Here is a 12,450-nt window from a genome sequence, read left to right as displayed (position 1 = left end):
TCATCCGAAGAGCAGTCCTCAACCAGCAAGACAACTGCCCGCCTTTCCTACTGAAGCCGTTTCACTACTCAGGCCGTTTCAAGCCCGAAACCGGCGCCCCGCGCCAGGCTGTCGAAGCCCGGGAACGAGGTTGCGACATTGGCCACGTCGTTGACCCGCACGCTGCCGGTGGACAGCTGCCCGGCAATGGCAAACGCCATCGCGATGCGGTGGTCGCCGTGGCTTTCGATCACGCCGCTGCCGATGCTGCCGCCGTGAATGGTGGCGCCATCAGGGGTTTCGTCCACACGCACGCCCAGCGCGCGCAGCCCGGTGGCCATGGCTGCAAGGCGGTCGGACTCCTTGACCCGCAGTTCGGCAGCGCCGGTGACCACTGTCTGCCCGGTTGCCGCAGCGGCGGCCACGAACAGCGCCGGGAATTCGTCGATCATGTCCGGCACCAGCGCTTCGGGAATCTGCACGCCCCGCAGCGGTGCATAGCGCACGCGCAGATCGGCCACCGGCTCGCCGCCATGTTCGGCATGACGTTCTTCGGCGATATTCGCGCCCATCAGCCGCAGTGCCGCCAGCAACCCGGTGCGACGTGGATTCAGGCCCACCGCACGCAGCAGCACGTCCGAACCGGGAATGATGCTGGCTGCCACGATGAAGAACGCCGCCGACGAGAAATCGGCAGGCACCGCGATATCGGTGGCGCGCAGACGCTGACCACCGCGCAACCGCGCCTTGCCGGGCGAGAAATCGATTTCCACACCAAACGCAGACAACATGCGCTCGGTGTAATCGCGGGTGGGATGCGGCTCGCTGACCGACGTCTCTCCCTGCGCATACAGGCCCGCCAGCAACACCGCGGATTTGACCTGCGCACTGGCCACCGGCGAGACGAAGTCGATGCCATGCAAGGCCTGACCACCATGCACACGCAGCGGCGGGGTGCCGTCGTCCTCGGTGTCGATGCGCGCGCCCATCTGTGCCAGCGGGCCGGTCACGCGCCGCATCGGGCGCTTGGACAGCGACGCATCGCCGACCAACTCGCTATCGAAACGCTGCGCGGCCAGCAGGCCGGCAAGCAGACGCATGCCGGTGCCGGCGTTGCCGCAGTCCAGCGCCTGGCTGGGCGGCTGCAGGCCATCCACGCCGACGCCGTGCACGATGCGCTGCGACGCCGACGGCGTGTCGATGCGCACACCGAGCTGGGCGAAAATGGCCGCGGTAGAGCGCGTGTCTTCGCCTTCGAGAAAGCCGTCGATCTGCGAGACGCCATCGGCCAGCGCGGCGAACATCACCGCGCGGTGCGAGACCGACTTGTCGCCGGGAATGGCCAGGCTGCCCTGCAATGCGCTGCCCTGCCGGGCGATCCAGTGGTGCGTGCTGCTGCTCATGCGTGTGATCCGATTGCTGCGGCATCGCCCTGTGCGGTGATGCGCGTTGAAAAGTGTCGTGGCGCTGCCGTCACCTCGGCCGGTGACGACGCGCCTGTCAGGACGGCGCTGGCGTGACGCCCGGCGCTCAGGGAATGGCGACCGGGTACGAGCCCAGCACCTTGATCTGCGCCGAGTGCGCTTCCAGTTCGGCCAGCGCCTGCTTCATCGCCTCGTCTTCCACGTGGCCGGCCAGGTCGATGAAGAAGCCGTATTCCCACTTGGCCTGGTGCGAGGGACGCGACTCGATGCGGTTCATGCTGATGCCATGCCGCGCGAACGGGCTGAGCACGTCGAACAACGCACCTGGCTTGTCGTGGATGAACACCAGCACCGAGGTGCGGTCATGCCCGGAGGTGGGGAAGATCTGCCGGCCGATCACCAGAAAACGCGTGGTATTGTCGTCGTCGTCTTCGATCGACTTCATGATGACTTTCTTCAAGCCATACACATGCGCGGCGCTCTCGCCGCCGATCGCCGCGGCGTCCTCGGCATTGCGGGCGCGGCGTGCGCCTTCGGCATTGCTGGAGACGGCGATCTTCTCGACCTTGGGCAGGTGCGAACGCAGCCAACCGGCGGTCTGCGCAAACGACTGCGAATGCGCGTAGATGCGCTCGATGTCTTCCAGCCGGCCGTTGCGCGAGAGCAGGTACTGGTGCACGCGCAGTTCGACTTCGCCGCAGATTTTCAGGTTGGAAGTCAGGAACATGTCCAGGGTGACCTGGATGGTGCCCTGGCCGGAATTTTCCACCGGCACCACGCCGAAATCGGCATTGCCGGCTTCCACTTCCTGGAACACTTCCTCGATGGTTGCCATCGGCAGGCCGACTGCCGAACGGCCGAAGTGCTTGAGCACCGCCTGCTGGCTGAAGGTGCCTTCCGGGCCGAGATAGCCGATCTTCAACGGCTCCTGCTGGGCCAGGCACGCGGACATGATTTCGCGGTACACGTGCACCAGCACTTCATCGCTGAGCGGGCCTTCGTTGCGGTCCACCACCATGCGCAGTACCTGCGCCTCGCGCTCGGGCCGGTAGTAATCCACCGCTGCGGCGAGCTTGCCCTTGGCCTTGCCGACCTGATGGGCGAAGTTGGCGCGTTCGGCGATCAACGCCTGGATGGTGCGGTCGATCTCGTCGATCTTGGCGCGCACGTCGGCCAGCACCGGCGCAGCGGTGGCCGGCTTGATCGCGCGCTTGGCTGAGGCGTTGGCCGCGGACTTGGCGGCGGACTTGCCTGGCGGTTTGGTCTTGCCGCCGGTGGCGGCACTGGGCTTGCTGGACTTGGGAGCCATCGCTCGGCGTTCCTTGAAATTGCGGCGTATGCGCCTGCGCGGCATGCGCCGCGGTCGAATGAAAGACTCAGCCGTGACGCTGCTGGAAGTCGTGCATGAAGCTCGCCAGCGCCTGCGCGCCCGCCACCGGCATCGCGTTGTACAAGGACGCGCGAATGCCGCCGACCGCCTTGTGCCCCTTCAGCGCCAACAGACCGGCTGCCTTGGATTCGCTGACGAACAACGCATCCAGCTGCTCGTCGGCCAGGAAGAACGGGATGTTCATGCGCGAACGCACCGCCGGCTTGACCAGGTTGCGGTAGAACCCGCCGGAACCATCGATCGCGCCATACACCAGCGCGGCCTTTTCGGCGTTGCGGCGGGCGAACTCGTCCACCCCGCCCTGCTCCAGCATCCACTTCACGGTGAGTCCGAGCAGATACCAGTTCCAGGTCGGCGGCGTGTTGAGCATCGAATCGCGGGCGGCATGCGAGGCGTAGTTGAAGATGTCCGCACGCGGCTGGCCGGCGCGTTCGAGCAACTCGCGCCGCACGATCAGCACCGAGATGCCGACCGGGCCCAGATTCTTCTGCGCGCCGGCATAGATCAGCCCGTAGCGCGAGACATCCAGCGGCTCGGAGGCGATCGACGAACTGAAATCGGCAAACAGCGGCAAGGTACCCACTGCCGGGGTGTCGCGGAACTCGACGCCGTGGATGGTTTCGTTGGCGGTGATGTGCACGTAGGCCGAGTGCGGCGACAAGGTCCAGCTGGCCACCGGCGGAATGTCGGTGAAGCCGCCCGCCTGGCCGTCGGCGGCAATGCGCGCATCCACATAGGTGGACGCCTGCTTGATCGCGGTCTTGCCCCAGTGGCCGGTGATCACGTAGTCGGCGGCCTGGCCGGGTGCGGCGAAATTCAGCGGCAGCAGCGCCTGGATGGTGGTGGCGCCACCGGCAGTGAACAGCACCGCGTAATCGTCGGGAATCGACAACAGGGTGCGCAGATCGGCTTCGGCCGCGGCCGCCACGGCCATGAAATCGGCGCTGCGGTGGCTGATTTCCACGATCGAGGCGCCGACGCCGTTCCACTCGACCATCTCTTCCTGCGCCTGGCGCAGGACCGATTCCGGCAATGTCGCAGGGCCGGCACTGAAATTGAACGCGCGTGTCATGGCACACCTTGGCGAGCTAGCCTTCTAGTATGCCGCAGCGCACCGGCCTTGGCAGCGTTGCAGAAAAGTTGCATGTGCATCCTTCTCACCCATGGCGACGTATGGTTTGCGTAGGCCATCGGCAGCGTCATCACCATGGTCCGGTATTCTCATCAGCAGCCACTGTCAGGAGCGAGCCATGTCCCTTCGCGATGTCTTGAAGACGCCGTCCAGCGAGATCACCGATGAGGCCGTCTACCGCGACCGACGCCGGCTGCTGCAGCTGTTTGCGCTGACCCCGGCGCTGGGCGTGGCCGGCTGCGCCGAGGCCGATCCGCCGCCTCCGCCCAAGACCGTGGTGACCCCGGCGCAGGCGCGCAGCGGCTTCCGTACCGCCGAGGAACTGACCCGGCTGGAAGACGTCACCAGCTACAACAACTTCTACGAGTTCGGCACCGACAAGACCGACCCGTCCAAGGCCGCCAAGACCCTGAAGCTGTCGCCGTGGTCGGTGAAGGTCAGCGGCGAGTGCGAAAAGCCCGGCAGCCTGTCGCTGGACGAGTTGCTCAAGGGCATCAGCGCGGAAGAGCGCATCTACCGGCTGCGCTGCGTGGAGGGCTGGTCGATGGTGATCCCGTGGACGGGCGTGCCGCTGGGCGAGGTGCTCAAGCGCTTCGCACCGACCTCCAAGGCCAAGTACGTGGCATTCACCACACTGGCCGATCCGCAGCAGATTCCGGGCGTGCGCTACCGCTCGATCAACTGGCCGTACCGCGAGGGCCTGCGCATCGACGAAGCGATGCATCCACTGACCCTGCTGGCCACCGGCCTGTACGGCAAGCCGCTACCGCAGCAGAACGGCGCGCCGCTGCGGCTGGTGGTGCCGTGGAAGTACGGCTTCAAGAGCATCAAGTCGATCGTGGAAATCCGCTTTGTCGAAAAGATGCCCGAGACCGCGTGGCACGATCTGCAGCCGTCCGAGTACGGCTTCTTTTCCAACGTCAATCCGGCGGTGGATCACCCACGCTGGAGCCAGAAGACCGAGCGCCGTATCGCCGGCACCGCGAGCAAGTTGTTCGCCGAGCGCATCGCGACCAAGCCGTTCAACGGCTATGCGGACCAGGTCGCCTCGCTGTACGCGGGGATGGACCTGAAGAAGTGGTTCTAGGCAACACACAATCTGATATCGACCTGTCGTAGGAGCGCACCCGGGCGCGACTGGCATGACCAGCAAAGCCAGTCGCGCCCGGGTGCGCTCCTACGATGCATGTTGATGCCCGCGCGGCATCGCTCCCTTCTTCGAGATCGCATGGCCAAGACCTCCGCATCCCTGATCGCCGCCAAGACCCTGGTGCATGTCGCCGCGCTGACCCCGATCGCCTTGCTCGGCTGGCAGTTCTGGCAGGTCTGGCAAACCGGCAGCGATGCGCTGGGCGCCGATCCGGTGGCCGAGATCGAGCACCGCACCGGGCTGTGGGCGCTGCGCTTCCTGCTGATCACCCTGGCGATCACGCCGCTGCGCCAGCTCACCGGCCAGGCGACGCTGATCCGATTCCGGCGCATGCTCGGGCTGTACGCATTCTTCTACGCCAGCGTGCATCTGGCGGCCTACCTGAGCCTGGATCTGCGCGGCTTCTGGACGCAGATCTTCGAGGAGATCCTCAAGCGCCCCTACATCACGGTCGGCTTTGCGGCATGGCTGCTGCTGGTGCCGCTGGCGATCACCTCCACCCAGGGCTGGATGCGGCGGCTCAAGCGCAACTGGGGCCGCCTGCACATGCTGATCTACCCGATCGGCTTGCTGGCGGTACTGCATTTCTGGTGGCTGGTGAAATCCGACATCCGCGAACCGGCGCTATATGCCGGCATTCTGGCGGTGCTGTTGGGCTGGCGGATCTGGAAGAAACTCAGCGCGCGCCGAACCACAGCAAGGCGCTCAACGCCGCCGCCAGCAACACTGCGCTGAGCAGCAACCACGGCCAGCGCGCCACCTTGACCGGCGCACGCGCCGGTTCGCCGGGCGCGCGTGGTGGCGGCAACGGCTCCGACTCCGGAAGGTCCCAGGTGGTGCCGTGATGGGTGCGCGGCACCTCCACGACAAAGCGATGGCGGGCATCGAACACGACCTGGTCGCCGGCCTGCAGCCAGCCGTCGCGCACCTGCACGCCGTTGATCCAGCTGCCTTCTTCCGAACCCAGGTCGCGGATCAGCACGCGGTCGCCATGGCGTTCCAGGCGCGCGTGCTGCGCGGCGAAGGCCGGGTCGTCGATGACGATGTCCGCCGCCGGGTCGCTGCCGACCAGGCGTGAGCGGTCCAGGGTGAAGCTGCGCCCGTGATGGCGTCCGCCCAGCCCGCGTAACAACAGGCAGACCTCGCTCAGGCCGGCATCGTCGTCTGCAACGTCGTTGGCCGGCGCGCTCGACGGCGCACTGCGCAGCAGCATCTCCACGCCGTCGGCGTAGATCGCATCGCCGGGGCGCAACAGCGCCATGCGCCGCACCGGACGTCCGTTGACGTGGATGCCGCGGATCCCGTTGGCCACCTGCAGCCACAGCCCGCGCTGGTCCAGGCAGAACTGCGCCAACAGCAACGCCCCCTGCGCATCGGCAACCACCCGCACGCTGCCGGAGGCATGGCGGACGATCCGGTGGACGCCGGGCTTGAGGGAATGATCCGGCTGCTGCCGGTGGGTGAAATGAACTTGCAGATCGCGCACCCGCCGCAGCCTAGCAGGTTTGCCCCGCGCCGCGGCCAACAATGTGACCGGCGTCCGGCCGACGCAGGTACGGCACCGAGGTGTGTCGCTGCTCGGCCACGCGCGCGCCGCACTTGGAGCCTGGCCCGCGCATGCGCACAATGCACGCTTCTTTCGTCTTTCCCATGGAAGCCATGTCCAGCATCGATATCCGCCACGACCATGCCTTGCCGCCGGCCCAGGCCCGCGCAGCGATCGACGCGGCGGCGCGCAAGTTGACCGATCGCTATGGCGTCGCCTCGCATTGGGAAGGCGACACCTTGCGCATCGCGCGGGCCGGCGTGGATGGGGCAATCACCCTGCTGCCGCAGCAGGTACATGTCACCGCCGAGCTCGGCTTCCTGTTGTCGGCGATGCAGCCGATGGTGGAATCGGAGATCCGGCGCCTGCTGGCCGAAAAACTCGCCTGAGCCGCAGCGTCGTTGGTCCGGGCCTGATCGCCCGGCCATGCCCTGACCGCACCGGTGCTTCAGCGACAAGTCACCCGCGCGGCCCGTGGCAGGCGGATGCTCTGGACGTGCTTCACCTGCTCGATGCAGTGCCGGGACTAGGGTGAAGGCAACGTCACTTTGGCAACCCACAGGAGCATTCCATGACGACCGGATACGATCAGAACGGCAAGCGCGACGATGCCGCGCACGGCTTCCAGGCGCAGGCAGAACAGATTTCGCGCCGGCTCGGCGAATCGGCGCAGACGGTGTGGCTGGCCGGGCTCGGTGCGCTGGGAAGGGTGCAGAGCGAGGGTGGCAAGTTGTTCGATTCGCTGGTGCGCGAAGGCGCAGCCTACGAGCGCAGCGGCCAGCGCAAGGCGGCCGAAAGCGTCGATGAGCTGCGCGAAGAGGTGGAAACCCAGTTCGAACAGGCACGCGACACTGCCGTGCGCGGCTGGGACAAGCTGGGCAAGGCCTTCGACGAACGCGTCAAGGGCGTGCTGCGCACGCTCAACATCCCCGAGCAGGACGAACTGGAAAACCTGCGTCGCGAGGTGGAATCGCTCAAGGCCCAGGTGCGCGCCAATACTGCCGCGACCAAGCGCGCCAACCGCACCGCCAATCAGGCCGCACAGGCTGCCAGCAGCGACACCACCGGCGCGGGCTCGGCCGGCGGCAGCTCCAGTCCCAACAATGCTGCATTCGATGGTGAATAAGCCGGCCCGATGATGTTGCAAAGCAGCATGATTTTTTAGACAATCGGGAAGGACCCGCCAGTCCTGTAACACGAAGTCCGTTTGCTCCCCTCCCCTCACGGCTTCGGACTGGCGGGTCTTTCGCTATCTGGATCACGGTGCGTGGTATCGCCGCTCGCGATCCATTGACGAATCTGCGGCGAAAGATTCTTCTAGGCGTACCGCTTCGTCATACGTTCCATACCTTCGCTTGATGCTCATGCCTTTCTGGATTGTGGCGCTTGTGGCTTCCCTGCTGCTCTGGCTGGGAGTGTGTGCGTATGTGTGGCTGGTGCGCCGCCGTGCCAATGAAACCAGCGAGGGCGTGCGTGCGTTGGCGGCGATGCACTGGCGCGACTTTTCCGCCGTGGTGCAGCGCGTGCTGCAGGAGCAACGCGGCTGGCAACCCACCCAGGTGCCGCAGGACGGCCTGCCGACGGCCGACTTCATGATGCAGACCGAGCAAGGCACGCGCCTGGTGGCCTGCAAGCACGGGCGCGGCTACCGCATCGGCGTGGCAGCGGTGAACGAGCTGGGGGCGATGGCACGGCTGGCCGGCGCGGGCGGCGGCGTGATGGTGACCGAGGGCCGCATGGAACGCGAAGGCCTGGCGGCCGCCGAGAAGCAGTCCATCGAAGTGCTGGATGGCGTGCGCCTGTGGCCCTTGCTCAAACCGTATCTGCCGGGCGATGTGGAGACCGGCGTGGTCGGCATGGCGCGCCGTCGCGCGATCCGTCACAGCCTTATTGCCGGTGCAGCGCTGGCGACCCTGGCGCTGGTCGCGGTGCTGGCCTTGCAACCGGTGGCGCCGCCTGCGCCCACGCAGCAGGCAACGGTGGTGGCCGCCCCACGCACTACCGCAGCGGTCGCTGCAACACCTCCACCGCAGGGCACAAGCTCGCCGCAGGCCGCGCCGCCATCAGCGGCACCGCCTGCATCGACGCCACTGGCAGGCGATGCCGAACCGGATGCGGCAACCATGCAGGGCTATCAGCGCGAGGTGTCCAAGGCGCTGGCACAGACGCCCGGCCTGGTGCGCGGCATCTGGATCACCCAGGCAACGCTGGCGGTGGATCGCTCGGTTGACGATGCGGCGGCGTGGCCGTTGATCTGCCGCGAACTGCAGCGCTACCCCTACCTGCGCACCGTGCGCGTGCAACTCAATCCGCGCCCCGGCGTGGACGAGGCGGTACGCTGGCGGCAGTGCACGACGATCTGATTCATGCATCGCCCCATGCGCCTGCGCGCGAGGTTTGAGGCTCAGCGCATTCCCGGCGCGAACCGTGCCACCAGGTCGTAGGATCCGCCCAGAAACAGCTGCCGCACATAGGTGACCGGCTGGTCGCCGCGCCAGGTGTGGCGGTCGATGACCAAGCAGGCCGCGCCATCGTCCACCTGCAGGCGTTCGGCTTGCGCAGCGTCCGCATTGACGGCGCTGATGCGGTGCTCGGCGCGCGTCCACGGCACGTTGCGCAACAACCAACTGCCCGGCGCCACGTCGGTGAACGGCTGCAGCAATGCCTCGGGCACGGTGGTGGTGTCGATCACCCGCTGCTCCAGCGCGAACGGACTGCCGTCTGCCAGGTGCACGCTTTCCAGCGCCAGCACCTTGCCGCTGCTGCCCAGGGCCCGCTCCTGCGGCACGCGCAGGCGCGGGCTGCGCAGTCGACGCGACAGCAGCGCGAACCGGTAGAGGTGGCCGCGCGCGGTCATCTCCACTTCGATGTCGGGGATCGACAATGCGACCTGCTCCAGATGCGGATGCGGGCGCGCCACGAACGAGCCGGTGCGGCGCCGGCGTTCGATCATGCCGGCATCGGCAAGCAGGCCGAGTACCTTGTTCACGGTCATGCGCGAACAGCCGTATTGCGCCATCAGCTCGTGCTCGGGCGGCACCCGGTGCCCGGGCGGCCAGTCGCCACTGTGGATGCGGCGTTCCAGATCCTGCCGGATGCGTTGATGCAGGGTGCCGGGCGCGGCGGTGGGGGTGGCGGTCAAAACAGGTCTCCGGTCAGACCCGCATTGTGCGCGCATCCACTCATTTGCTCAGCAGCGATCGCAGAACCCCGGCAAAACGCGCGGCAATCCGCGTGCGATCCACATGGCGCCCGTCGCGCACGACCGGTTGCCCGGCGCGCCAGACGGTGCGCACCGCACCGCCGCGCGCGGCGAACAGCCAACTGTCCAGCAGCGCGTCGTCGTTGCGGGCCAGCAGCGCCGGATGGGTCGGGTCCAGTTCGAGCAGATCGGCCGATGCGCCGACCCGGATGCCGCTGCGCGCAATGCCCAGGGCCTGCGCCGCACCCTCGCCCGCGTGCTCGAACAACCAACGCCCGCTGGAGGCGCCCGCCTGCGCCAGCACATTGCGTGCCTGCAGCTGCAGACGCTGGCCGTATTCGAGCAGGCGCAGTTCTTCGGCCGCGTCGATCAACACATTCGAATCCGAGCCGACACCAAAGCGCCCGCCCGCGGCGGCAAATGCCTGCATCGGGAACAGGCCGTCGCCCAGATTCGCCTCGGTGATCGGGCACAGCCCGACCACCGCGCCGCTGCCGACGATGCCCTGCAGCTCGCTCGCGTCCACATGCGTGGCATGCACCAGGCACCAGCGCGCATCCACCGGCGCGTTGGCCAGCAGCCACTGCAGCGGGCGCTGGCCGGACCAGGCCAGGCAGGCCTGGACCTCGCGCTGCTGCTCGGCGATATGGATGTGGATCGGGCCATCGGTGAGCGGCACCAACGCCGCCAACTGCTCCGGCGTGACCGCGCGCAGGCTGTGTGGCGCCAGTCCAAGCACGGCATCCGGCAATGGTTTCAGGCTGCCCTTGCAGTCGTCCAGCAACCGCGCGAAACCGTCGAGGTCGTGGATCAAACGACGCTGCGCTGCGCTAGGCGCGACGCCACCGAAATCCGCATGCGCATAGAACACCGGCAACAGCGTCAGCCCGATGCCGGTGTTGGCGGCGGCAGCAGCGATGCGCCCGGACATTTCGCCGGCCTGCGCATACGCCGCGCCACCGGGGCTGTGGTGCAGGTAATGGAATTCGCCGACGCGGGTGAAGCCGCTTTCGAGCATTTCCACATAGGCCTGTTCGGCGATCGCCTGCAGGCTGTCCGGATCGAGCCGGTCGACGAAGCGGTACATCAACTCGCGCCAGCTCCAGAAACTGTCGCCACTGCGCCCGCCCACTTCGGTCAGCCCGGCCATGCCGCGCTGGAATGCGTGGCTATGCAGGTTGCCCAGCCCGGGCAGCAGCCGCTCGACCCGGCTGTCGCCGGCAGCGGGTGCGGTGCCGGGCTGCACCAAGGCGATGCGCCCCTGCGCCAGCGTGATCCGCACGTCGCCCGCCCAGCCATCGGGCAGGAGAGCCCGCGCCGCCCACAACGCCTGCACCTGTTGGTCTGCCACTGGACACCCTCGATTGCCGGTTCTATTGTATATACATATCAGACACCACGAGCCTGCGCCATGCATTGCGACGTCCTCTGGCACAACGCACAGCTGATGACCCTGGACGCAGCCGATGGTGGCCTGGGCATCGTGGACGATGGCGTTCTGGCCTGCCAGGACGGCCGCATCACCTACGCCGGCCCGGCCGCGCAGGCCCCGGCGCTAAAAGCGGACGTTGCGCACGATTGCCGGCGCCGCTGGATCAGCCCCGGCCTGATCGATTGCCATACCCATCTGGTGTATGCAGGCAATCGCGCCAACGAATTCGAGCAACGCCTGCGCGGTGCCAGTTATGCCGAGATTGCCGCAGCCGGCGGCGGCATCGTGGCCACGGTGCGCGCCACCCGCGCTGCCGACGACGCAGCGCTGCTGGCCGCCAGCCTGCCGCGCCTGGACGCCATGCTCGCCGAAGGCGTGACCACGCTGGAAATCAAATCCGGCTACGGGCTGACGCTGGAGGACGAAACCAAGCAGCTGCGCGTGGCACGCCAGCTCGCTGCGCTGCGCAAGGTCGAAGTGGTACCGACCTTCCTCGGTGCGCATGCGGTGCCGCCGGGCGGCGATGCGCAGAGCTATATCGACGCCGTCTGCACGCAGATGATTCCGGCGATCGCCGCGCAAGGGCTTGCCGAGGCGGTGGACGTGTTCTGCGAGCATCTGGCGTTCTCGCCCGCGCAGGCCGAACAGGTCTTCCGCGCCGCGCAGGCACACGGCCTGGACATCAAGATCCATGCCGAGCAACTGAGCAATCAGCATGGCGCGCAACTGGCCGCACGCCATGGCGCATTGTCGGCCGATCACATCGAATACCTGGATGACGCCGGCATTGCTGCAATGGCCGGCGCCGGCACCGTCGCGGTGCTGTTGCCGGGCGCGTTCTATTTCACCCGCGACACCCAGCTGCCGCCGATCGCGGCGTTGCGCGCCGCCGGCGTGCCGCTGGCCCTGGCCACCGACTGCAACCCGGGCACCTCGCCGCTGACCAGCCCACTGCTGGCGATGAACATGGCCGCCACGCTGTTCCGCATGACCGTGGACGAATGCATCGCCGGGTTCACCCGCGAAGCCGCACGCGCGCTCGGGCGCGGCGAGCGACTGGGCCGGCTGCGCGCCGGCCTGCACTGCGACCTGGCGATCTGGGACATCGATGCGCCAGCCGACCTGGTCTATCGCATGGGCTTCAACCCTCTTCATGCCCGCGTCTGGCGCGGGCATTCCTGCTGAATCCGGAGTC

The 12,450-nt window shown here is 67.3% G+C and carries 11 protein-coding genes and 2 pseudogenes; 7 read left to right on the top strand and 6 right to left on the bottom strand.

The window, feature by feature from the left end; genetic code table 11:
* Window positions 1-68: 68 nt before the first annotated feature.
* From aroA to serC, 3 genes are all read right to left on the bottom strand, one after another.
* Window positions 69-1,382, bottom strand: coding sequence for a 3-phosphoshikimate 1-carboxyvinyltransferase (aroA, locus tag AC06DU_RS08235; protein WP_184614249.1), 1,314 nt, complete (start codon window positions 1,380-1,382; stop codon window positions 69-71).
* A 127-nt stretch (window positions 1,383-1,509) separates the two neighbouring features.
* Complete coding sequence (gene pheA, locus AC06DU_RS08230) at window positions 1,510-2,712, bottom strand: prephenate dehydratase (protein WP_478204016.1); 1,203 nt, start codon at window positions 2,710-2,712, stop codon at window positions 1,510-1,512.
* Between the two features lie 67 nt (window positions 2,713-2,779).
* Window positions 2,780-3,865, bottom strand: coding sequence for a phosphoserine transaminase (serC, locus tag AC06DU_RS08225; RefSeq protein ID WP_065032369.1), 1,086 nt, complete (start codon window positions 3,863-3,865; stop codon window positions 2,780-2,782).
* Window positions 3,866-4,043: 178 nt separating this feature from the next.
* Between serC and msrP the strand changes: the two genes are divergently transcribed.
* Window positions 4,044-5,012 (top strand): protein-methionine-sulfoxide reductase catalytic subunit MsrP, encoded by a 969-nt coding sequence (gene msrP / locus AC06DU_RS08220; RefSeq protein WP_478204014.1) that lies wholly within the window; start codon window positions 4,044-4,046, stop codon window positions 5,010-5,012.
* Window positions 5,013-5,153: 141 nt separating this feature from the next.
* On the top strand, window positions 5,154-5,810 hold the full coding sequence (gene msrQ, locus AC06DU_RS08215) for a protein-methionine-sulfoxide reductase heme-binding subunit MsrQ (protein ID WP_054592824.1): 657 nt from the start codon (window positions 5,154-5,156) through the stop codon (window positions 5,808-5,810).
* Here msrQ and AC06DU_RS08210 read toward each other — a convergent pair.
* Window positions 5,752-6,561, bottom strand: a complete 810-nt coding sequence (locus AC06DU_RS08210; RefSeq protein ID WP_065032371.1) for an FHA domain-containing protein — start codon at window positions 6,559-6,561, stop codon at window positions 5,752-5,754. The two genes, msrQ and AC06DU_RS08210, sit on opposite strands and share 59 nt — an antisense overlap.
* 173 nt (window positions 6,562-6,734) lie before the next feature.
* Here AC06DU_RS08210 and AC06DU_RS08205 point away from each other — a divergent pair, with 173 nt between their 5' ends.
* The 4 genes and pseudogenes from AC06DU_RS08205 to AC06DU_RS08190 form a co-directional block, all read left to right on the top strand.
* The gene (locus AC06DU_RS08205) at window positions 6,735-7,010 is read left to right on the top strand and encodes a polyhydroxyalkanoic acid system family protein (RefSeq protein WP_024939833.1); all 276 of its coding nucleotides are present in this window, start codon (window positions 6,735-6,737) and stop codon (window positions 7,008-7,010) included.
* A gap of 182 nt (window positions 7,011-7,192) precedes the next feature.
* Window positions 7,193-7,747, top strand: a complete 555-nt coding sequence (locus AC06DU_RS08200; RefSeq protein ID WP_166771186.1) for a phasin family protein — start codon at window positions 7,193-7,195, stop codon at window positions 7,745-7,747.
* Window positions 7,748-7,985: 238 nt separating this feature from the next.
* Window positions 7,986-8,583 (top strand): annotated as a pseudogene (locus tag AC06DU_RS08195) (restriction endonuclease); the annotation flags it as partial.
* A gap of 95 nt (window positions 8,584-8,678) precedes the next feature.
* Window positions 8,679-8,984 (top strand): annotated as a pseudogene (locus tag AC06DU_RS08190) (restriction endonuclease); the annotation flags it as partial.
* Window positions 8,985-9,025: 41 nt separating this feature from the next.
* Here the strand turns inward: AC06DU_RS08190 and hutC are convergent.
* The gene (gene hutC, locus AC06DU_RS08185; protein ID WP_181142311.1) at window positions 9,026-9,799 is read right to left on the bottom strand and encodes a histidine utilization repressor; all 774 of its coding nucleotides are present in this window, start codon (window positions 9,797-9,799) and stop codon (window positions 9,026-9,028) included.
* 4 nt (window positions 9,800-9,803) lie between these two features.
* Window positions 9,804-11,174 (bottom strand): formimidoylglutamate deiminase, encoded by a 1,371-nt coding sequence (locus AC06DU_RS08180; RefSeq protein ID WP_478204012.1) that lies wholly within the window; start codon window positions 11,172-11,174, stop codon window positions 9,804-9,806.
* 60 nt (window positions 11,175-11,234) lie between these two features.
* On the opposite strand from AC06DU_RS08180, the gene hutI reads away from it, so the two are divergent.
* Window positions 11,235-12,440 carry an imidazolonepropionase gene (hutI, locus tag AC06DU_RS08175; protein WP_166771182.1) on the top strand — a complete coding sequence of 402 codons (1,206 nt, stop codon included), beginning with the start codon at window positions 11,235-11,237 and terminating at the stop codon, window positions 12,438-12,440.
* Window positions 12,441-12,450 lie beyond the last annotated feature (10 nt).

This window comes from Xanthomonas sp. NCPPB 3200 (assembly GCF_056393585.1).
This window is presented reverse-complemented; position numbering and strand designations above follow the sequence as displayed.